Genomic DNA, 21735 nt, shown 5'->3' on the forward strand with positions numbered 1-21735 from the left:
CACTGATCCGCCGCGAGGGTGACGGCCGGCCCTCGGCTCGTTCAGTGGGGGAGGCGGGCGTGTGTGCGGCCGGGAACGTCGCACCGGTGGCGTGCGCGTTTCACGGCCGTGGACCCGTCGTACCCGAAGCGGCGGCCGCCGTCACGGGCGACGCGCGGCGGTCCGCCCCGGTGGCGGCGGGCACCACGCGGAAACCCGCGGTTCTCGCCACTTCGCTCATCGAGAACTGCCGGGCTGCCACTGGTCCGTGGCGGCCTCCCGGTGGCGGGTGGCGTGGAGACTGCCGAGCAGCGAGGGCGCCTGCCCGCCGGGGCTTACCCCACTCGCCTGTGAGCGAGATCACCATTGAGGTTGACCTTGGGTCAGGGCTCAAGCTCCTCGCAACGGCACGACGCCGACCCGGGCGTCACCGATGTGAAGGAGCACACCACCATGCCACTCCCCCTTTCCGGCCTTTCCGGCCCTTCCGGCCCCTCCGGCCCTTCCGGCCCCTCCGGCCCTTCCCGCCCTTCCGGCCAGGACGAGAGCACCCTGCGGACCGTCGCCCCCGACGCCGCCGGGCAGGACCGCCCGGAACTGCGGAAGGCGATCGAGGAGATCGTCGACTCCGGTTTCACCGGGGTGTCGCTGCGCGTGCACGACGAGCGGGGCGCGTGGGTCGGCAGCGCCGGGGCGGCCGAACTGGGCGGGGCCGCGAAGCCGCCGACGGACGGGCGGGTCCGGATCGGCAGCAGCACCAAGACCTTCACCGCGACCCTGGTGCTGCAACTGGTGGCCGAGGGCAAGATCGGGCTGGACACCCCCGCGGCGCACTACCTGCCCGAGTTCGGGCTGGACGGGCGGATCACGGTGCGGATGCTGTTGCAGCACACCAGCGGGGTGTTCAACCACACCGGCGAGGTCTACGCCGACGGGACGGTCGCGCCGGGCGTCCCCATCCCCTACGGCACCACGGGCAGGGAGTGGATGGACAACCGGTTCAAGACCTACCGGCCGCAGGAGCTGGTGCGGCTGGCGCTGTCCAGGCCGGCCCGGTTCGAGCCGGGGGCGGGCTGGAGCTACTCCAACACCAACTACGTGCTGGCCCGGCTGCTGATCGAGAAGGTCACCGGCCGCCCGGTCGCCGAGGAGATGCGGCGGCTGGTCCTGGGGCCGCTCGGACTGTCGGGCACCGTGGTGCCGGGCGCCTCGCCGGAGATCCCCGAGCCGCACGCCCACGCCTACTACCGGTACGAGGACGCCGGCGGGCGGAGGACGATCGACATCACCCGCCAGAACCCCTCCTGGATCTCCAGCGGCGGCGACATGATCTCCACCACCCGGGACCTCCACACGTTCATCTCCGCGCTCCTGGGCGGCAGGCTCCTGCCGGCCCCGCTGCTGGCCGAGATGTGTACCCCGCACCCGACGGGCATCCCGAACATGGACTACGGCCTGGGCGTGTTCGTGGTGACGACGGACGACGGCGCCACCGTCATCTCCCACAACGGCGCCGCCGTGGGCCACGCGGCGCTGATGTACGGCACGCCCGACGGCAGCAGGACCCTGACCGCCGCGCTGAACTGCGTGGACGACGCCGGCCTGTCCGTCGGCGGGGCGTTCCAGCAGGCGATGCACAGGCTCGTCGGCGAGGTGTTCCGCGGCGGGCAGGCCGATCCGGCCCGGCCGACGGACTGATGTGCTGCGCGTAGCCACCGAGTTCGAACCCGAGGCAGGATTGGCGGATGAACGGAGTCACGATCGGGCAGGCGGCGGCGTTCGTCGGCGTCACGGTGAAGACGGTGCGGCACTACCACAAGCTCGGCCTGGCCGAGGAGCCGGAACGCGACAGCTCCGGATACCGGCGGTACGGATCGGCCGACCTGTTGCGGCTGGTGCAGGTCCGGACCCTGGCCGCCGCCGGGGTGCCGCTGGCCGAGACCGGGCCCCTGCTCGACGCCGACGCCGCGCTGTTCACCGCCAAGCTCGCCGACGTCGAACGTCAACTCACCGAACGGATCGAGGAGTTGACCGCACGGCGCGACATGCTGCACCGGCTCGCCGACGGCGACCGGGCGCTGCTGCCCGACCGCGCCGTGGCACTGCTGGAGCGGATGGCCGGCCTCGGCTTCACCCCGGACGAGGCGGCGGCCACCAGGGAGGGCTGGGTGCTGGCCAGGGCCCTGGTCCCGGAAGGCTTCGACGACTACCTCACCCATGTCGAACACGCCCTGCTGGACAGCCGGTTCGTCGCCTTGCTCAAGCGCGGCGCCGAAGCCGCGGCCTGGGAGCCGGACGACCCGCGCATCGCCGAACTCGCGACCGCCGCGGCCGACCACTTCCTCGCCAACCCCGCCCAGCTGAAGATCGTGACCGGCCTCCAAGCCCGCGCCGAAGCCGCGCGCCGGTACCAGCTGATCGCCCACCACGGCGAAGAACAGGGATCGGGCGGGGCCCGGCTGGTCGCACTGGTCGAGACCGAGCTCCGCTCCGCCGGCGTCCGCATCCCCGGGCCGGACTCCCCCTGACCGGCCCGGGGTCGCGGCGTCACCGCTCCCATTGCGGGCGGCAGGAGCCCCGGGGCACGAGGACGGTGCGGTACCGGCCGGGGGTGCGGGACATGGCCACCTGGTCGGTGACGCCCTGGTAGCGGCCCAGCGGGGTGTCGGCGGTGAAGGTCCGTGGGGGCAGGTAGGCGTGCTGCTCGCCGTGTCCGGCGGTCTCGTGGGCATAGGCGTGGTCGAACACCCCCATGGCGAGGATCCACAGGGCGGCGCGGGTCAGCGAGACGTGGACCCGGTAGCTGCCGCCGTGGGTGGCCCGGCGGGTCAGGGCCTCGACGACGCCGGCGGCCATCAGCCAGGAGACGATGTAGTCGTTGACCACGAGGATCGGCGGCAGTGCGGGGCGTTGGCCGCCGCCTTCCAGCAGCATCATGCCGGTCAGGCTTCCGGCGCTCTGGTCGAAGCCCACGCGCTCCGCCCAGGGGCCTCGTTCACCGTTGAGCGAGGCGGTGGCGTGGACGATGCCGGGGCGCAGGTGCGCGGCCTCCTGCGCGGTGAGGCCGATCCGTTCCAGGTATCCCGGCCTGCGGTTGGCGTAGAAGACGTCGGCCGAGGCGAGCAGTTCTCTGATCCGCCGGGCGCCTTCGCCCTGGTAGGGGTCCACGGTGACCGACCGTACGCCGACGTTGGCGCTGGCGTAGGTGAGGTCGTGTTCGAACTCGTCCGGGCGCCAGAGGTTGAGGACGTCGGCGCCGTGCAGGGCGAGGGCCCGGCCGAGGCCGGCGCCGGCGATCACGTGGCCCATGCCGAGCGCGCGCGTCCCGGACAGGGGCTGGTCGGCGCCGTGGGGGAACGGCTCGGGCTCGCTGTCGGCGATCTTGGTGATCTCGATCAGCGGAAGGTCGGCGAGGACGTCGCGGTAGTGCCGCTCGGCGAGCAGTTCGCCGGTGGTGCGCAGCATCGGCAGGACCACTCCGGCCGCCCCGGCGGCTTCCTCCAGCTCGCGCGCGTCGCGGCGGGCGATGGCGGCGGCCACGCGGTCGGGGTCGTCCGGGACGTCGAGCAGCCGCTGGGCGGCGATCTTGATCTTGGGGTAGGGGTTGAGGGGCATGACCCAGCGGTCGTCCGCCGTGCGGTAGAAGCGGAATCCCAGGGCCTGGGAGGGGTTCGACGAGGCGGTGGGCGGGTGGCCGTTCAGCAGTTCCCATCTGCGGTCGTAGAAGGGGCAGAGCCGGTGCGGGGTGACCCGCAGGTCCACCGCGATGTCCTGTCCGGGACCGCCGCGCAGCCGCCAGAGCTTGGCGATGGCGGCGGACTTGGCGGCCAGCGCGATGGCGGAGGCGGCCCCGAGGCGCAGGGTGCTGGGCACCACCGGGTCCGCGCCGTGGAAGGCGATGGCACCCCCGGTGTCGGCGGGGCTCATCCCGATCCCGGCCAGGACCTGGACGAGGTGGGCGTGCGGGTCGAAGGCGTCGTGGGTCAGCGGGTCGGCGACCGCTTCGGCGAGTTGGTCAGTGAGCGTCATCGGGGCCCTCCGCGCCGGTCAGCAGTGCTTCGGGGACCAGGACGTGCTTGGCGCGCAGGTATTCGCCGACCGCCTTGCCGACCTGGTCGACCCGCAGATTGGACGACCCACCGGTTCCCAGCAGTCCGCGCAGGACGAAGTGCACGGCGCGCAGGTGCTCGAACTCGTGGCGGACCACGTCGAGGTCCTTCGCCTCCGGCAGCAGGCGCCGCAGCTGCGCCGTGGTCAGCGTCCGGCGCAGCCACGGCCACACGGCGGGGTCGTGGGCCCAGATCCCCACGTTGCTGTTGCCGCCCTTGTCGCCGCTGCGGGCGTAGGTGACCGTGCCCAGCGGCACGCGGCGCACCCGGGTGGCCTCCACGGCTTCCTCGACGGCTTCCTCTACGGCTTCCTCGGGCTCGGGGTGGACGGGCTGACGGACCGTCGCCGTCCGGGAGGGGGGTGCGATGTCGAGGGTGCGGCCTTCGGCGAGGACCACCCGGTGGGCCACGGCGGTGATGTCCAGCAGGGCGGGCCAGTAGTCGATCCTGGGTTTCGGGCTGGTCTGCGGGACGGCCTGGCCGTCCAGGAAGAAGCCCGGGATGCTCTGCAGGTACAGGCTGCCCAGCCGGCCCGCGAGGTCGAGGCGCTCCAGCGGCTCGCGCTCGCGGGCGGCGGCCATGACCCGCAGCGCGACCGTCGCGTCCCACTGCGTCTCGGGGTCGGTGGCCGCGGTCCCGATCCTGGTGATGTCCAGCTCGTCCACGCCCGCGGGCAGGTCCCTGCCGATCTGGGCGCGCAGCAGGTCCACCTTCTCCTCGACCTCGGGCGCGGTCACGTAGACGGTGTTCACGACCGTGTGGCCGATGGGCGCGAAGAGCGCGACCTTGGTCGTCGGCGACGGAGGCGAACCCGCCGCCCCGGACACCCGGACCCGGTCGGGACCGGCCGGATGGAGCCGGACGCCGTCCAGGTGGACGGTGACGTCGGGATTGAGGTAGCGCGGCCCCTGGATCTCGTACACGAGCTGGGCGGTGACGGTGTCGACCGTGACGGCCCCGCCGTCCCGCCGGTGCTTGGTGATCACGCTGGTGCCGTCCTCGGCGATCTCGGCGATCGGGAAGCCGGGGGTGAGCATGCCCGGGATGCGGGTGAAGCCGGAGAAGTTGCCGCCGACGGCCTGCGGGCCGCATTCGATGATGTGCCCGGCGACGACCGCACCGGCCAGCCGGTCCCAGTCCGTGCCGTCCCAGCCGTGCCACCACGCCGCCGGGCCCAGGGCCAGGGACGCGTCCGTGACCCGGCCGCACACGACGATGTCCGCGCCCTCGGCCAGCGCCCGCGCGATGCCCCAACCGCCGAGGTAGGCGTTGGCAGACACGGGCTCCGCGCCCCACGACGCCAGCGGCCGGCCGGTGTCGAGGTGCTCCAACCGGTGCCCTGCCCGCGCCAGTTCGGGCAGCCGGGGCAGCAGGTCGTCGCCCTCGACGTGGGCCACCGAGACCTCGGCGCCCGCCCGGGCGGCCGCCGCGCGCACGGCCTCGGCCAGGGCGGCGGGCCGGAAACCGCCCGCGTTGGTCACCACCTTGACCCGCCGCCGGGCCAGCGTGGCCAGGTGCGGCCGCAGCTGGTCGAGGAAGTACTCGACGTAGCCCCGCGCCGGATCCTCCTGGTACTGCGCCGACAGGCCGGCGAGGGTGATCTCCGCCAGGTAGTCACCGACCAGCACGTCGACCGGGTCACCGGCCACGGCCTCGTCGATGGCGGTGTACCGGTCTCCCAGGTAGCCGGAGAAGTTGGCGATGCGAACGGGTCGGCCGCTCATGGTCAACACCTTCCCTCGATGGGGTGAGCCCTTCCCGTCCGACGTTAGGAGGCGACCGTCCCCGGCGGCCACGACCAATCCCCGCACGCGCACGTGACCGCACCGGTCACGTGGAAGACGGGCGTATGTTGTGGCGGTGGACATGCTGCACCTGCGGTACTTCGTGGCCGTCGCCGAGGAGTTGAACTTCACCCGCGCCGCCGCGCGCCTGCACATGGCGACCTCCCCGCTGAGCCAGCGCATCAGGGACCTGGAACGCGAACTCGCCACCCCCCTGTTCGTCCGCACCCACCACAAGGTCGAACTCACCCCCGCCGGCGAGACGCTGCTACCGGCGGCCCGCGACACGATCCGACGGTTCGACGCCCTCCCCGGCCTCGTCCGCACGGCGGCCGGCACCACCGCGCGCACCGTCGTCATCGGCATCGCACCCGATGTGTCCACCGAACTGCGGACCGGCTTCCTGAACACCGTCGCGGCCCGGCACCCCGATCTCCTCTTGCGGCTGCGCCCCGCCAGCACCGAGCCCCTGGTGCGCTCCCTGCTCACCGGCGAGATCGACATGGGCTTCCTCCACGGCCCCGTCACCGGCCCCGGCATCCGCACCCTCGACCTGGAGACGGCCCCGGTGGCCGTGGTGGTCGGACGCGGGACCGGCTTCGACGCCCGCACGACCGTCCGGCTGGAAGAGCTCGCGCACCTGCCGTTCGCCTCGATCGGCTACGACGCCGCACCGGAGATCTACCGCAGACTGGACGACGCCCTGAACCGGGTCGCGGTCCGCAAGCGCATCAGGCTCGAAGGGGACAACTTCGGTGGCCTGGCCCACCTGGTCGCCGCCGGCCAGGCTTTCACCCTCATCGCCCTGGGCGGTGGCACCACGGGCAAGGCCTTCACCGGCGAGCCCGTCGTGACCCTCGCCATCGAAGGCGGCGAGCTCACCCTCACCACCGTCGCGGCCTGGCACCAGGACCGGCCCGGCCCCGGCGAGATGCTGGCCGAACTGGCCGCCGCCCTCGCCAAAGGTCTGCCCACCACCCACGGCCCCTCGCCGGGGTGACGCCGCGGGAGCGGGCGGGGAGTCGGCACCACGGCTGAACGGCCGCCCCCGCGGAGCGGGGGGCAACGCCGTGCGGCAGGACACCCGCCGAGGTCGACGCGCACCGGGGTTCAGCGCACCGGCTCGGGCTCCGGCGAGGGGGACGGCGTGCCCGCCCAGCGGTGCAGGGCGGCTTCGAGGCCGGCGGCGGCGTCGGCGGTGGTGTCGGCGGCGGTGTCGGTGGTGTCGCAGGCCCAGGCGACCACTCCGTCCGGGCGGACGAGGACTCCGGTCGGCGTCGCGTGGTCGTCGGTCACGCTGGTCACGCTGCTCACCCGCCCGGTCCAGCCCGCGGCGAGACGGGTGAACGCGCCGTCCGCCGTGCGGTCGAGCAGCAGGAACCCGCCGCCGTGGCCGTGGTCGACCAGCCGGGAGCCGTCCCCCAGCCACAGGTCGGGGGCGTACCGCCCGACCAGCGGGTGGTCGCCGGGCAGGTCGACGCGCTGCGTCACCCCGGAGATCTTCTTGACCGCGTAGGTCGCGCCCGCCCCGGTGCCCAGCAGGTCGGCGACGACCTCCCGGAGCGCGGCCGACTTGGCGTCCCCGCGCATCACCCCGATCTGGGCCCTCGTCCAGTCCAGTACCCAGGCGCCGAGGGGGCGGCGCTCGGCGTCGTAGGTGTCGAGCAGCCCTTCGGCCGCCCACCCGGCGACCACGGCGCCGAGCTTCCAGCCGAGGTTCATCGCGTCGCCGACCCCGAGGTTGAGCCCCTGGCCGCCGAACGGCGAGTGCACGTGCGCGGCGTCGCCGGCCAGGAGCACCCGCCCCGAGCGGTAGGCCGCGGCCTGGCGGGCGTTGTCGCTCCAGCGGGTCGCGGGGCCACGCAGCGCGGTGAGCGTGACGTCGGTGCCCGAGACCCGGCGCAGGCTGCTCTGCACCTCTTCAAGGGTGACCGGCGCGGAGCGGTCGGCGGGGGCGCCGCCGAACTCCACGGTGACCACCCGCCCGGGCTGCGGCCCGCAACGGTAGGCGCCCTTGGACGACCACACCCATCCGTCCGCGAGCACCGTGGGGTCGGCGATGTCGACGACCGCCAGGTGTCCGGTGAGTTCGGGGTCGGTGCCGGGGAAGCCGATGCCCGCGAGGCGGCGCACGGTGCTGCGCCCGCCGTCGCACCCGACCAGCCATCCGGTGCGCACCGTACCGGCGGTGGTGGTGACGAGCACGCCGTCGCCGGTGTCTTCGAACGCGGTGACCTCCACCCCGCGACGCACCGCCACGCCCAGACGCGCGACCTGGCCGGCCAGCAGCGCCTCCAGCTCGCGCTGCGGCACCATCCGCGCTCCGTCGACGGCGGTGTGCGCGGCGAGGTCGGTATCGGACCAGTCCACGAGGTCGGCGTCGAGGACCATCCCGGCGAAGTGCCCGGTGAAGCGGGGTGCGCGCGCCGGCCGGCCACCGCCGGGCGGCCGGTCGACCGCGCGGGCGAACGACCCGACCCGTTCGAGCTGCTCCCGCTGCACCTGTTCGGCGGCCGGCAGCAGGCCGCGGCGGTCGAGCGCCTCGGCCGTCGGGACGTTGACCGCCCCCGCCTTCATCGACCGGTCCGGCTCGGCGAGCCGTTCGAGCACCTGCACCGTCGCCCCGGAGAGCGCCAGTTCGGCGGCGAGCACGAGGCCCACCGGCCCGGCGCCGACGACGGTCACGTCCACGTCCTGGTTCATGGTCTGGTTCGAATCCTGATGCGGATCCCGGTTCACATTCCTAGTCACGAACAGTGTTCTATAAACGAACGGCGTTCGTGTCAAGCTATGATGGTCCGGTGAACCCGAGAGAGCGACGCGCGGCACGCCACCAGCCGCCGAACCCCGACGCCGAAACCGACCCCAGGCCGCGACGCCGCAAGGCCCCCATCACCGTGGACCAGGTCATCGACACCGCGCTGGGCGTCATCGCCACCGAGGGCTACGAGGCACTGACCATGCGCCGCCTCGCCGGCGCCCTCGACACCGGGCCCGCCTCCCTCTACGCCCACGTCGTCAACAAGGCCGACCTCGACGAACTGCTCATCGGACGGCTGTGCGCCGCGCTCGCCCTGCCCGAGCCCGACCCCGCGGCCTGGCGGGACCAGATCCGCGGCGTCTGCACCCGGATCCGCGACCAGTACCTGGACTACCCCGGGATCTCCCGCGCCGCGCTCGCCATGGCCCCCACCGACCTCGAAACCATGCGCGTCAGCGAAGGGATGCTGGCGATCCTGCTCGCCGGCGGCGTCGCCCCACAGGCCGCCGCCTGGGCCGTCGACGCGCTCCTGCTGTACGTGGCCGCCTACTGCCTCGAAACCTCGATCGTGCGCCAGCGAGCAGCACACGACGACGACACGTGGGTCCTCGACCGCGACGAGTTGCTGCGCCGCCTCACCGCCCTGCCCGCCGAGACCTTCCCCCACACCACCCGCCACGCCGCCGAACTCACCGCCGGCACGGGCCACGACCGCTTCGACTTCACCGTCTCCCTGATGATCGACGGCCTCGCCCGCCGCTAGGGCGTGACGTTCCGAAGCCGGCCGGGTCCACTGTCAACTGCTGTTCACGCAGCTCCGCCCGTCTGCTCACACAGCTCCGCCCGTCGCCCCGGCCCGAGAACGGGGGCCGGAGCGACGGGCGGGGCGACGCGCGAGTGCGATCAGGCCTGGGCGTTGCCCGGCTGGCGGCCGGGGGCGTCGGCGGCGGCGCGCTTGAGGACGGCGGTGTTCGCGGTGACGGTGCCGGGCTCGACCCCGGAGGCCGCGGTGACCTGGACGCTGCGCTCGCCCAGGAAGGCGTAGGAGCTGCGGTCGAAGATGATCTCGTCGCGGGAGCCGGTGACGGTGTTGGTCCGGGCGATGGCGATGCCGGTGCGCCCGGCGGCGTCGGTGGCGCTGTCGAGGAGGACGACGCCGGGGATGCGGGCCGCGGCCTGGTAGAGCGCGGCGGCGAGCTTGCCGGGGACGGCCTGCTCGCGGATCAGGTCGGCGATGGTGACGAACGCCTCCTGGTCCGGCCCGTTGCCGCTTCCCTTGGTCTCGGCGTAGATCTTCTGCAGCAGTTCCTGCGGGTCGGTGGGCAGGGTGCGCACGTAGTCGTAGGAGGGCGCGTTCAGGTAGGCACCACTGCCCGATTCGAGCGCCTTGCCGCCTTCCGGGGACTTGCCCTCTTCGGTGAGCCAGCCGGTGCGGCCGTCGGCCGAGTGCCAGACCTGCCGCTGGTGGGGCTTCTCGACCCACACCTTCGAGGTGCCGCTGGCGGCGTCGATGGTACCCGTGGGGTGGGAGACGGTGCTCTCGATGTAGACGTACTGCCCCGGGCGCAGGACGAGGTCCGGCGCGGCCGCGGCGGCCAGCGAGATCCGCTCCACCGCGCCGGCCAGGCCCGCGGTGTCGCCCGCCGAGACCTGGATGACGGGCGCGGCGACGCGCTCACTGCGCGCGGGGGTCGTTCCCGGGCTGCCGAGCGTGGTGGCCGCCACGGTGGCAGCGAGGGCGAAGGCCGCCACCGTGGTGGGCACGGCGATCAGCAGCCGCCGACGCCTCCTGGCCTCGGGGCGGACCGGCACTGCGGCTTCGGGGGTACGGGTGATCTCGTTCATCAGGAACTCCTCGATCTGGCGCTGTCGGCCGAGCGGGGCGGCCGGTGCTCCGGCCGCCGGCAGCAGGTGCCTCAGCTCCGCGTCCTCAAGCGGCTGCTGCCACTCCGGGGTGCTGGTCATCTGTTCCACTCCTTGTTCGACCGGGCCGGAACCATCCGGCCACCCTGTACTTGTCCGGCTGCCGGCAGGGGTTCCCGGCGGGTTTTCGAGGCCTGCCGCAGTTCCTTGTCGGCCAGAGCACGCAGCCGGGTCCGGGCCCTGGAGAGCCTGGAGCGCACGGTGCCGACCGGGATGCCGAGGGCCTCGGCGGCCTCGGGGTAGCTGAGGCCCGCCCACACGCACAGCGAGAACACCTCGCGCTCCCCGCGGCGCAGTTTCTCCAGCGCCGCCTTGGCAGCGAGCAGTTGATCGCGGTCGGCGAGCCGGCCGACCAACTCGTCGGCGAAGTCCGGGGCGGGTTCGGCGAGCGGCATGCGGGCGAGGGCGGCCGCATGCCGGCGGGCGGCCCTGGCCCGGTTGCGCAGCACGTTGACGGTGATGCCCATCAACCACGGGCGAGGAGTGGTCCCCTCGTCGCGGAGCTTGTCCCGCAGCCGCCAGGCCTCCAGGAAGACCACCGCCATGACGTCCTCGGCACCGGCGCGGTCCCCACTCACCCGGACGGCGTGTGCCAGAACCGCGTGCGAGTGCTCCTGGAACAACTGCCGGAAGGCGCCCGGGTCCCCGGCTCTGATCCGTTCGTGCAGCGAATAGTCCACACCTCTGGTTGTCCGGCCACCACGAAGCAGTTCCAGTGAGCTGCGTCACAGGTGTGCCGGCAACCGGCGGATGCCTTTCGCGCGGACGACGGGTCCTCCGCGCAGGTGCCGACTTGAGCGGCGGCACCTGCGCGGCGGCACCTGAGGCGCTCGGCCCGGTGGCGAGCGGCTGCCACCGGGCCGTCCCCCGAACGCCACGAGGTGTTCCGGCGAACCCCCCGATGCCAGAAACTCTGCAGCGGCGGCGCATTGTCCGAAAGAGCCCTCTGGGCAGGACATTCAAGTCGGACAACGATGTGGGGGGCGGGAGGGGCCTGCCAGGGGTGGTGAACGTGGACGCGCGGCCGAACGGGACACAGCGCAAGGCCCGACTGGGCAGACCGGAGCGGTTCGTCGATCCGCAGGCCGGTCCGGTGGAGCGGCTCGCCTGGGAGCTTCGCCAGTTGCGGGACCGGTCGGGCGCACCGAGCTACCGCGCGCTGGCGAAGGAGTCGCACTACTCCGCCAGCACGCTGGCGGAGGCGGCGAAGGGCGAGCGCCTGCCGTCGCTGGCCGTGGTGCTCGCCTACGCGCGGGTGTGCGGCGGGGAGAAGGCGGAGTGGGAGGCCCGCTGGCTGGCGGCTTCCCGCGCCGTCCAAGGGCCGGCCGCCACGGCACAGGACGGCGATGAGGACCGCGCGGACGGGGGCGACCCCGCTCACTGCCCGTACCTGGGACTGGCCGCGTTCGGCACGGGGGACGCCGACATCTTCTTCGGCCGGTCGGAACTGGTGAGCCACCTGGTCCGGCACGTGGGTGACCACCGGCTGACGGCAGTCGTCGGCGCCTCCGGCAGCGGCAAGTCCTCACTGCTGCGGGCCGGGCTGCTCCCCCGGCTCGACGAGTCCTGGCACACCGCGCCGCTGGTCCCCGGCGACCACCCGCTACGGGCGCTGGCCCTGGCGGTCTGCGCCCTGACGGGCGGTGACGCGGAGGCACTGTCCCGCGCGCTGGCCGACGAGCCCGCGGCCCTGGGGATCGCGCTGGACACCTGGCTGGTCACGCAGCCCGCCGACCGGCGCGTCGTCCTCGTCGTCGACCAGTTCGAGGAGCTCTTCACCACCTGCGCGGACGCCGGGGAGCGGGAGGCGGCCCTGGCCTGCCTGGCCTGGACGGCCGGCGACCGCACGGCCGTCGACGGGACGGCCGACGACCACACAGCCGGCGACGGAGCGGCCGGGGCCGGCGCGGCCGAGGCCCGGGTACGGGTCGTCATCAGCGTGCGCGCCGACTTCTACGACCGCTGCCTCGCCCACCCCGCCCTGGCCGCCGCCCTCCGTTCCGGCGCCCAACTGCCGGTCGGCGCACCCACCCGGGCCGAGCTGCGGGACATCGTCGTCGAACCCGCGGCCCGAGCGGGCGTCGTGGTGGACCCCGACCTGCTGGAGGCCGTCCTCGCGGAGGCCACCGGCCAGCCCGGCGCGCTGCCGCTGGTGGCCCACGCGATGCGCGAGACCTGGACCAGGCACCGCGGGACCGTCCTGCGGCTGGCCGACTACCGGGCCACCGGCGGCATGCGGGGAGCCATCACCCAGACCGCCGAGGCCATGTACGCCGCTCTCCCGCCGGGCCACCAGGAGGCCATGCGGCTGCTGTTCCTCCGGCTCACCGCCCCGGGCGAGGGCACCGAGGACACCCGCCGCCGCCTGGCCCGGAAGGAACTCGACGGCCTCGCCGACGCCGCGACCGTCGACGACCTCCTGCACCGGCTCGCCGCCGCCCGCCTGATCGTCCTGGCCGACGGCACCGTCGACGTCGCCCACGAAGCGGTCATCCGCGCCTGGCCTCGGCTGCGCCACTGGCTCGACGTCGACCGCGAGGCCCTGCGGACACACCGCCGGCTCACCCAGGCCGCCCTGACCTGGCACGAACTCCAGCGCGACCCGGGCGCGTTGTACCGGGGAGCACAGCTCGCCACCGCCTGGAGCTGGTCCCGTACCCGCGGCGCGGCGCTCAACCGGCTTGAGTCCGCCTTCCTGGACGCCAGCACCGCGGCGGACGGCCAGCGTGGCCGTCGCCGGCGCCGGACGGTCGTGGCGCTGGCCGTCCTGACCGTGCTCTCCCTGGTGCTGGCGGTGACCGCGTTCGTCCAGGGGGAGCAGTCCGACGCGCAGCGCCGCGTCGCGGTCTCCCGCGAACGGGCCGCCCAGTCCAGGCAACTCCTCGAAACGCAGCCCGAGGCCGCGGCGCTGGTCGCGCTGGAGGGCTACCGGACGGCCCGCACCACCGAGGCCCGCGGCAGCCTGCTGAGCGCCTACGCCGCCTACTCCTCCAACCAGTTCACCGGTCACACCGGCACCGTGACGGCGGTGGCGTACGCGCCCGACGGCCGCACCCTGGCCACCGGCAGCGCCGACCACACCGTGAAGCTGTGGGACACCACCACCCACCGCATGCTCGCCACCCTGACCGGCCACACCGGCATCGTCAACACGGTCGCCTTCAGCCCCGACGGCCGCACCCTGGCCAGCGCCGGCGCCGACCGCACCGTACGGCTGTGGGACGTCGCCTCCGACCGCACGACGGGCATCCTCACCGGCCACACCGGCGCCGTCTCCTCGGCGGTGTTCTCGCCCGACGGACACACCCTGGCCACCGCCGGGTACGACCAGACCGCCCGGCTGTGGGACGTGGCGTCCCAGCGCGCCCTCACGACGCTCACCGGTCACGCCGGTTCCGTACGAGCGGTGGCGTACGCGCCCGACGGCCGCACCCTGGCCACCAGCGGCGCCGACCACACCGTGAAGCTGTGGGACACCACCACCCACCGCATGCTCGCCACCCTGACCGGCCACACCGGCGCCGTCGGCACCGTCGCCTTCAGCCCCGACGGCCGCACCCTGGCCAGCGCCGGCGCCGACCGCGCCGTGCGGCTGTGGGACGTGGCGTCGCACGACACCACGGCCGTCCTCAACGGGCACACGCAGGAGGTGAGCCAGGCCGCGTTCACCGCCGACGGCCGCACCCTGACCACGATCGGCCAGGACAACACGGTCGCCCTGTGGGACGTGGCCGAGCGCCGGCTGACCGCCACCCTCCACGAGACCAACACATCCGCCCCCGCGCTGGCGCTCTCCCCCGACGGCAACGAGCTGGCCACCACCGCCACCGACAACATCGTCCACACGTGGGACCTCAAGAGCCGCCAGATCGCCGCCACCTTCAGCGCGACGAACGACCTGGACACCCTCGCGACCGTCGCCACCTACGCCCCCGACGGCCGGACCCTCGCCATCGGCCACACCGACGGCTCCGTCACCTCGTGGACCACCGCTCCGCTGCGCCCCGCCGTGACCTTCGCGGCGCACAGCCAGGGCATCATGCACCTGGCGTTCTCCCCGGACGGCCTCCTGCTGGCCGCCGCGAGCTCCGACCGCACGGCACGCCTGTGGGACGCCGCGTCAGGCCGCCCGGTGGCCACCCTCGAAGGCCACACCGACCAGGTGTCGAGCGTCGCCTTCTCCCCCGACGGCCGCACCCTGGCCACCAGCAGCCTCGACACGACCGTACGTCTGTGGGACGTGGCGACCCACCAGACGACAGCGGTCCTCCAAGGGCACACCAGCCTGGTCTCCAAGGCCGTCTTCGCCCCCGACGGCCGCACCCTGGCCACCGCCGGGTACGACGGGACGGTGCGCCTGTGGGACCTGGCCACGCACCGCACCGTCGCCGTCCTGTCGGAGAACACCAACGCCATCGCTTCCCTGGCCTTCTCCCCCGACGGCCGCACCCTGGCCACCGGCAGCTCCGACGCCACCGTGCGCCTGTGGGACGTGGCGCAGCGCCGGACGGTCGCCACCCTCACCGGCCACATCAACACCGTCTTCTCCGTCGCCTTCAGCGCCGACGGCCGCACGCTGGCCAGCACGGACGCCAGCGGCACGGTGTGCCTGTGGGACGTGGCATCACAGCAGGTCACGGCACTGCTCGTCGGTCACACCAGAGCCGTGCACACGGCCGCCTTCAGCCCCGACCAGAGCACGCTCCTCACCGCCGCCGGCGACGGAGCACGGCTGTGGCCCACGGACGCGGACCGGACCGCCGACCGCATCTGCGACCTGAGCCGGAGCAACCACTGGCCCGAATCCCTCTCCGGTTCCGCCACGGGCGACGCCTGCCGGTGAGCTCCGAGTCGTTGACGTAGCCCGCGCCCGCCCGCCCGCCCGCACACCCCGAACGCCGGATGTGCCACGAAGACACCGCCAACCCCCCGTTGCGCGGATCGTCGGAGCGGGCGGACGGGCCGGGGCGCCGGTCGCGGTCCGTCAGTTGGGCATCGGGCGCGGGCGGCTGGCGGGGGGATCCGAGGGGATGTCGTCCACGCTGGGCAGGTTCTTCAGGAGCCAGTGGACGCTGTTGTCACCGCCGAGTTCGGGGAAGTCGACGACGGCGGTCTCGCAGAGCCAGATCAGGTGCTCCTTCATGGTCCGGTGACCCTTGGCCTTCTGCTCCGCGGCGAAGTCGTAGTACTCGAAGGTGGGAGCGGCACAGGCTCCGTCCCAGGCGGGGTCGTCGCTGCCCGGGGTCGTCATGAGGAGTTCCGCGATGGGGTAGAGCACACCGCTCATCGAGGCGATGAAGGTGCGTTCCAGGTGGTAACGGGTGCTCGTCCGGTTCGGGTTGAGGTTCGACCGGACGGCGTAGAGCTTGTCGAGCATGGCCAGGGTGTAGCAGTAGGCGGCATTGAAGAGGAGGGCCAGGCCTCCGGCCGGTCCGGAGAAGTCCTTCACCCGGGGATCGCCGGGGACGTCGCGGACCTGCCCGATGACCTCGATGCCCTGTTCGATCCTCTTGAACTTCGCGTAGTGCGAGAGCTCGTCGAGGCCGGGTCGCGGGTTGACGGGGTCGATCGGGACGGTGGCCTTCTTCGGGTCCACGCCCTCGCCCTGCTCGATCACGATCTTCAAGGCGGTCTGGGCCGTGTCGAGGTCGGTGATGACCACGGGTTCGCCGCCGCCGTCATGGTTCCAGTACGCGCTCTCGTACTGCCAGGGGGCGTTTGCCTTCGCGTACTTCCACACGCCGTCCGGGTCGACCTGGGTCAGGTGCTTGAGGCCCTCCTCGATCGCCCGGTAGAACTGACCGAGCGTGTTGTACTCGTCCGGTTGCGGCTCGGCGCCCTTCTCGGCGGGCAGTTCCAGCGGCAGGAACACCCGGGTCATCAGGTCCTTGCTGCACCGCTCCAGGTGAAGCGTCAACGGCGGAGTCCGATGGAGCATCTTGCTCGGGTACTTGGTGATGAAGTCCGGGTCGTAGAAGACGATCCGGTCCGCTCCGCCGAGCGCGACCGCCAGGTTGCGCACCAGGCACAGGTGCAGCATCTCCTCGATCGCAATGCTGATGATCGTGCGCTGGGCGGAGATTCCCGGGTCCCACTGGCTGTGGCCCTTGGTCCCGATGGAGTAGGCCGCGTACAGGTACATCGGGATCGTGGACAGCTCGACCTGGGCCGCCTGGTGCAGGTGGTCGAGCAGGGCGTCGATGTCCTCGATCGGCCGGTCGGCCTTGATCGTGTCGATCGGGGTGACCGCGAAGGGGATGTCGGCCAGGCGACGGGTGGCGGACTTGGTGGCATCGGTCGTCATACCTCGGCTCCGTTCGGTTCCGGGCGCTCGTGGCGCGGTGAGGGCGGTGCGGGTGGCGGACCGGCCCGGTCGGGGCGGTCGGGGCGGTCGGGGCGGTCGGGGTGGTCGGGGCGGTCGGGGTGGCCGGGGAACCCAGCCCGGGAGGCGAGGAGCGTGCGCCGGACGTCCCCGGTCAGCTCCGTCACGTGGACGCCGTGGTCCCGGCGGCGCAGCAGCAGGAGTACGGGGCGTGCGGCCGGCGGCTGCGGCTCCTCGCCGCGGGCCACCGCGGCCGCGTAGCGGTGCACGGGGTGCCGACAGGCCAGCACGCGGCACGCGCGGTCCGGTTCGGCGTCGTACACTTCGGCGAAAGCCCGTTCATATCCCGCGAGTTCGACGATCAGCTGGACCCAGGGGTCGATTTCGCGGCCCGGTGGGTCGCGGTCGGGTCTGGTGGTCGCGAGGTGCGACGCGAAGCCGTCGGCGAAGTGCTCCAGGGTCCAGCTGCGGGACGGGCAGGTGTTCAGGTACTCGGTGGCGAGCGCGTCGAAGGCCTCCGGCCCCAGGAGTCGGCGCAGCGCGGGGAAGCAGGAGCGCAGGCAGGCCAGTAGGCGCAACCGGTAACCGCGGCGGTAGATGTCCAGCCGCTCGCCGGCGGTGAGCCGGCTGGACGGTGTGAGCACCTGGGCGGTGGCCTCGCCGCCCTCCTGGTCCGGGCCGGTGGCGTGGAGGACGGCGGCCTGCAGCCAGTGCTGGAGTTCGGCCAGGTGCGCCGGTGCCCCTTCGACCGTCGACATGTCAGACTCCCGTCGCGACGGGGATGTCCGCCGGATCGAGGGCCCGCTGGCGTGCCTTTCCGAGTTCCGCCACCAGCTCGGGGAAGGGCGGCAGGCGGTCGTCCCACTCCAGCAGGGTGGACACGGGCCCGGTCAGCGCGATCGCCGCGTCGTACAGCTCCCACACGGCCGGTGCGACCGGTCCGTCATGGGTGTCGATCAGATGTGTGCCCGCGTCGGTGTGACCGGCCAGATGGATCTGTACGACCCGGTCGTGCGGGAGTGCTCCGAGGTATGCGCGCGGATCGGTGTCGTGGTTGACGGCCGACACGTAGACGTTGTTGACGTCCAGCAGGAGCCCGCAGTCGGCCTCGACCGCCAGCCGCGCGACGAACTCCTCCTCCGGCATGGTCGATGCGGCGAAGCCCACGTACGTGCTGGGGTTCTCCAGCACCAGCGGGCGCTCCAGGAAGTCCTGCACGGTCCTGACCCGTCGCACCAGGTGCGTCAGCGCGGCCTCGGTGAAGGGGACCGGCAGCAGGTCGTGGGTGTTGAGCCCGGCGACCCCGGTGAAGCACACGTGGTCCGACACCCAGGCGGCGCCCACCGCGTCGGCCAGCCGCCGGAGCCGCCCCAGGTAGTCGAAGTCCAGGGGCTCCACGCTGCCGATCGACAGCGACACCCCGTGCATGACCAGGGAGTGCCGCTCGGCGACCCGGTCCAGTACGTGACGCGGGTGGCCGTGGGAGTCGAGGTAGTTCTCGGAGATGATCTCCAGCCACTCGGCGCCCAGCCCATCACCGAGGTGGTCCAGTACGTACCGGTGGTGCGGGCCGCGCAGGCCGACACCGAACCCCAGGTTCGGCAGGTCGAAGCGGGACACCCGGCCGATCCGCTCGCCCTGGTGGGGCTCCGTCACGCGGTCGCCTCGTCCGACGGCAGCGGCAGCACCTGCGGCTTGCTCCGGTCGAGCCTCTTCTTCCTCCGCTCGGCCTCGGTCACTTCGTACGGCGGGACCAGGTCGTCCGGGTAGCCCTCACCCGGGGACGGGCCGAACGGGAGGCCGGCGGCGTACATCCGGGCCTCGAACAGCTGGCGGGCGAGCTTCCAGACGCTCTTGCCCTTCAGCGGGCCGCCCGCGAACACCCGGCTGACATTGATCGGGCTCGCGCAGCTGCCGTTCTGCCGACAGGCCTGCTCACCCGGCTTGGCGAGTTCCGCGTCGGGGCCGGTGTAGCCGCACCCGCCCTGCCCGCGGCACTCGTTGGCACCGTGGCACACGTGCAGGACGGTGGCACAGGCTCCCATGCCCGCCATCGGCGCCTTCTCGTCGATGTCGTGGTTGCGGCAGGCGTTCAAGCCCATGCACACATGGAGCTCAAGGGCCTTCTGCAGCTCGGCCGCGGACACGCGCGGCCCGCCGGCCTCGTGCGCGGCGTGCCGCAGCGCGATCCCGTCGTCGCCGCCGAGGATCACGCGCTCGATCTGCGCCAGTTCCCCGGGGCTCAGATCCGGGAAGCCGTCACCGCCGGCCGCCCTGCCACTGTTCTCCCTGCCACTGTTCTCCCTGCCACTCACGAGTACCTCCTCGATCGCCTTGGCTCGGGCACGCACGGCAGTGCGATCTCACTGCGATGTCACACGATGTGACGCGCGCCACAGTCGCCAAGGTCATCACAGCCGGAGGCGGGCTGGATAGCGCCAAATGAGTAGTGTGCGAATTATTCCTGCGGAGCGAGCTCCGGGCGCTGCGCGGGGCAGGCGGTTCGGACGCGGCCCTGGTCCGGGGTGCTGCGCGGGCGGCTACGCGTCGAGCGGGATGGTGCCGAGGGCGACGGTGAAGCAGGCGCCGCCCTCGGGGCCGTGGCCGTGGACGGTGATGGTGGCGCCGAGCCGGTCGGTGAGGCGACGGGTGATGGCCAGGCCGAGGCCGGTGCCGCCGGGGCGGGTGCCCGCATAGCGGGAGTGCAGGGCGCCGGGTTCGAAGGCGACCCGGACGTCCTCGTCGGTCAGGCCGGGGCCGCCGTCGCGGACCTGCAGCTCGGTGTCGCCGCTGTCCGTTCGGCGCAGGGCCAGCACCACGGGGGCGCCGGGCGGCGAGATCCGCACGGCGTTGCCGATCAGGCCGTCGAGCAGCTGGCGGACCCGGAATCCGTCGGTGACCGTGATCACGGGTTCCCCGGCCGTTTCCACCCGCAGGTGGAGTTCGCTCTGCCGGACCCTCTGGTCCCAGGCTCGCGCGGTCTCACGGACGAGGGCGGTGAGGTCGGTGGGTTCGCGGGTGATGGGGAAGTCGTCGGCGTCCAGGCGTGCGAGTTCGAGCAGGTCGGAGACGAAGCGGTCCAGGCGTCTGGTCTCGGTCAGGAGGATCTGGCCGACCTGGGCCTGCTGCCCGGGTTCGACGACCCCGTCGGTGAGGGCCTCGGCGTAGCCCTGGAGTGCGGTGAGGGGGGTACGGATCTCGTGGGAGATCGAGGTCAGGAAGTCGCGCTGGCGTTGTTCGCTGCGTTCGAGGGCGGCGCCCAGTGCGTTCAGGGCCTGGGCGACGTCACGGGCCTCGGTGGGGCCGTCGGCCTCGCAGCGCAGGCCGCGTTCACCTGCGGCGAGTCGGTGGGCGACACCGGCCGCCGCGACCAGGGGGCGGGCGATGCGGCGGGCCAGCAGGGCTCCGGCGAGGGCGGCTCCGACCAGGCCCGCGACCAGGGGGAGCGTCAGACTGCCGCGCATCCGGCCGGCAGCCGCATCGACCTCGGTGAACGGCTGGGTCAGCACGACAGCGCCGCCGTTGCTTGCCGGGTGTCCCTGGACGAGTACGCGCTGGTCGCCGAGCGAGGCCGTGGCGGAGAGCGTCCGCCCGGCGAGCAGCGCGTCCCGGTCGGCCGGGGCTACGGCCTGCGCCGCGGGGCCGTCCACGTGTCCGTCGGGATCGACGACGGCGACCAGGACGCCGGTGGCCCCGGTCAGCCGTTGGGTCTGGTCGAGGAGCAGCACGGACAGGTTGGGAGCGAGGCTGAGCACGGTGGCCTGCCGGGACAGGCGCTCCCGGTACTGGGACTCGGCGTTGGAGAAGGCGGTCTGCCAGGCCGCGACCCCCGCCAGTAGCACGGCCGTGGCTGCCACCACGGTGGCGAGCAGGACCAGGCTGCCGGTGAGGGAGCCCGCGCGCAGGCGCCTCACCGCTCCGGCTCCTGGGCGCTGTAGCCGATCCCCCGCACGGTGCGGATCGGGCTGGCGTCGCCGAGCTTGGCGCGCAGCTGCGAGACGTAGACGTCGACGACCCGGCTGTCGCCGTAGTCGGCCTGCCCCCAGACCTGGGCGCGGAGCTGCTCGCGGCTGAAGACCTGACCGGGCCGGGCCAGCAGGTGGGCGAGCAGGTTGAACTCGGTGGTGGTCAGCTCCAGCGGTTCGCCGTCGCAGAGCACCGTGCGGCGACCGGGGTCCAGGCGCAGCCGGCTGCCGCCCAGGACGGCCGAGACCGGTGGGCCGGCGGTGCGGCGCAGCACCGCCTTGACCCGGGCGACCAGCTCGCGGGGCGAGAACGGTTTGGTGAGGTAGTCGTCGGCACCGATCTCCAGGCCGAGGATCCGGTCGGCCTCCTCGTCCCGGGCGGTGACCAGGATGACGGGCGTCCAGTCGTCGGCGGCGCGCAGCCGGCGGCAGAAGTCCGTGCCGTCCAGCCCGGGCAGCCCGATGTCGAGAACGATCGCCACCGGCCGCAGCCGTGCCACGGCGGCCAACCCGGCGGTGCCGTCGGCCTCGGTGTGGACGCCGAAGCCCTCGCGGGTGAGGTACAGGCGCTGGAGGTCGGCGATGTGGCGCTCGTCCTCCACCACCAGCACAAGGCCCTTGCTCTGTGTCATCTGTCCGGTGTCACCGCAGTCTCCCCGCGCCGCGGCACCCATCCCGCGGCTGCTTGGCCAGTCGCGCGTGCCACGGCTTCGAACTGCACCGATGCTAACCCGCGGGCCGTCACCGTCCGGCGGACCGACGGCGATCCTTACAAGGCCCGAACACAGGCCGAACCTTCGCCTTGCACAACGGCGACAGGATGCTTCCGACCTCGCCGACCGGCGGGGTCGGGACAAGGGAGAGCAGTCGTGCTCACGGGCTCCGGATCCCT

General features: G+C 73.1%; 16 protein-coding genes. 5 read left to right on the forward strand and 11 right to left on the reverse strand.

Annotated features, from left to right (window positions below; all coding sequences use genetic code 11):
- Positions 1–432: 432 nt before the first annotated feature.
- Both ACIO9K_RS33845 and ACIO9K_RS33850 read left to right on the forward strand, forming a co-directional pair.
- Entirely contained in the window at positions 433–1677 is a 1245-nt protein-coding gene (locus ACIO9K_RS33845; protein WP_400335559.1) for a serine hydrolase domain-containing protein, read from the forward strand.
- Positions 1678–1724: 47 nt separating this feature from the next.
- The gene (locus ACIO9K_RS33850) at positions 1725–2507 is read left to right on the forward strand and encodes a MerR family transcriptional regulator (protein ID WP_363619673.1); all 783 of its coding nucleotides are present in this window, start codon (positions 1725–1727) and stop codon (positions 2505–2507) included.
- A 19-nt stretch (positions 2508–2526) separates the two neighbouring features.
- Here the strand turns inward: ACIO9K_RS33850 and ACIO9K_RS33855 are convergent, their stop codons facing one another.
- Entirely contained in the window at positions 2527–4008 is a 1482-nt protein-coding gene (locus ACIO9K_RS33855) for a CoA transferase (RefSeq protein WP_400335561.1), read from the reverse strand.
- Complete coding sequence (locus tag ACIO9K_RS33860) at positions 3995–5812, reverse strand: acyclic terpene utilization AtuA family protein (RefSeq protein ID WP_363619669.1); 1818 nt, start codon at positions 5810–5812, stop codon at positions 3995–3997. The genes ACIO9K_RS33855 and ACIO9K_RS33860 overlap by 14 nt, the downstream gene beginning before the upstream one ends.
- Before the next feature lie 142 nt (positions 5813–5954).
- On the opposite strand from ACIO9K_RS33860, the gene ACIO9K_RS33865 reads away from it, so the two are divergent.
- Positions 5955–6872, forward strand: a complete 918-nt coding sequence (locus ACIO9K_RS33865; protein WP_400335591.1) for a LysR substrate-binding domain-containing protein — start codon at positions 5955–5957, stop codon at positions 6870–6872.
- Positions 6873–6982: 110 nt separating this feature from the next.
- On the opposite strand, the gene ACIO9K_RS33870 is transcribed toward ACIO9K_RS33865, so the two are convergent.
- The gene (locus tag ACIO9K_RS33870; protein WP_400335563.1) at positions 6983–8575 is read right to left on the reverse strand and encodes an FAD-dependent monooxygenase; all 1593 of its coding nucleotides are present in this window, start codon (positions 8573–8575) and stop codon (positions 6983–6985) included.
- Between the two features lie 98 nt (positions 8576–8673).
- Here ACIO9K_RS33870 and ACIO9K_RS33875 point away from each other — a divergent pair, with 98 nt between their 5' ends.
- Positions 8674–9396 carry a TetR/AcrR family transcriptional regulator gene (locus ACIO9K_RS33875; RefSeq protein WP_363619665.1) on the forward strand — a complete coding sequence of 241 codons (723 nt, stop codon included), beginning with the start codon at positions 8674–8676 and terminating at the stop codon, positions 9394–9396.
- Positions 9397–9536: 140 nt separating this feature from the next.
- Here ACIO9K_RS33875 and ACIO9K_RS33880 read toward each other — a convergent pair whose 3' ends face one another.
- Together ACIO9K_RS33880 and ACIO9K_RS33885 are read right to left on the reverse strand one after the other, a co-directional pair.
- Positions 9537–10598, reverse strand: coding sequence for a CU044_5270 family protein (locus ACIO9K_RS33880; protein ID WP_400335566.1), 1062 nt, complete (start codon positions 10596–10598; stop codon positions 9537–9539).
- Positions 10595–11236, reverse strand: coding sequence for an RNA polymerase sigma factor (locus ACIO9K_RS33885; protein WP_400335569.1), 642 nt, complete (start codon positions 11234–11236; stop codon positions 10595–10597). Before ACIO9K_RS33885 ends, ACIO9K_RS33880 begins: the two co-directional genes overlap by 4 nt.
- 332 nt (positions 11237–11568) lie before the next feature.
- Between ACIO9K_RS33885 and ACIO9K_RS33890 the strand changes: the two genes are divergently transcribed.
- Positions 11569–15399 carry a cytochrome D1 domain-containing protein gene (locus tag ACIO9K_RS33890; protein ID WP_400335572.1) on the forward strand — a complete coding sequence of 1277 codons (3831 nt, stop codon included), beginning with the start codon at positions 11569–11571 and terminating at the stop codon, positions 15397–15399.
- A 141-nt stretch (positions 15400–15540) separates the two neighbouring features.
- On the opposite strand, the gene ACIO9K_RS33895 is transcribed toward ACIO9K_RS33890, so the two are convergent.
- From ACIO9K_RS33895 to ACIO9K_RS33920, 6 genes are all read right to left on the reverse strand, one after another.
- Positions 15541–16860 (reverse strand): ferritin-like protein, encoded by a 1320-nt coding sequence (locus ACIO9K_RS33895; protein WP_400335574.1) that lies wholly within the window; start codon positions 16858–16860, stop codon positions 15541–15543.
- The gene (locus ACIO9K_RS33900) at positions 16857–17636 is read right to left on the reverse strand and encodes a DNA-binding domain-containing protein (RefSeq protein WP_400335576.1); all 780 of its coding nucleotides are present in this window, start codon (positions 17634–17636) and stop codon (positions 16857–16859) included. The genes ACIO9K_RS33895 and ACIO9K_RS33900 overlap by 4 nt, the downstream gene beginning before the upstream one ends.
- A 1-nt stretch (position 17637) precedes the next feature.
- A complete protein-coding gene (locus ACIO9K_RS33905; RefSeq protein WP_400335578.1) occupies positions 17638–18534 on the reverse strand; it encodes a DUF692 domain-containing protein in 897 nt (298 codons plus the stop codon).
- Positions 18531–19193 (reverse strand): hypothetical protein, encoded by a 663-nt coding sequence (locus ACIO9K_RS33910; RefSeq protein ID WP_363619652.1) that lies wholly within the window; start codon positions 19191–19193, stop codon positions 18531–18533. Before ACIO9K_RS33910 ends, ACIO9K_RS33905 begins: the two co-directional genes overlap by 4 nt.
- A gap of 225 nt (positions 19194–19418) precedes the next feature.
- On the reverse strand, positions 19419–20792 hold the full coding sequence (locus ACIO9K_RS33915) for a HAMP domain-containing sensor histidine kinase (protein ID WP_363583438.1): 1374 nt from the start codon (positions 20790–20792) through the stop codon (positions 19419–19421).
- On the reverse strand, positions 20789–21475 hold the full coding sequence (locus ACIO9K_RS33920) for a response regulator transcription factor (protein ID WP_363583436.1): 687 nt from the start codon (positions 21473–21475) through the stop codon (positions 20789–20791). The genes ACIO9K_RS33915 and ACIO9K_RS33920 overlap by 4 nt, the downstream gene beginning before the upstream one ends.
- Positions 21476–21735: the final 260 nt, after the last annotated feature.

The organism is Kitasatospora sp. NPDC087271, assembly GCF_044744605.1.
In the GTDB taxonomy this organism is placed as follows: Bacteria; Actinomycetota; Actinomycetes; order Streptomycetales; family Streptomycetaceae; genus Kitasatospora.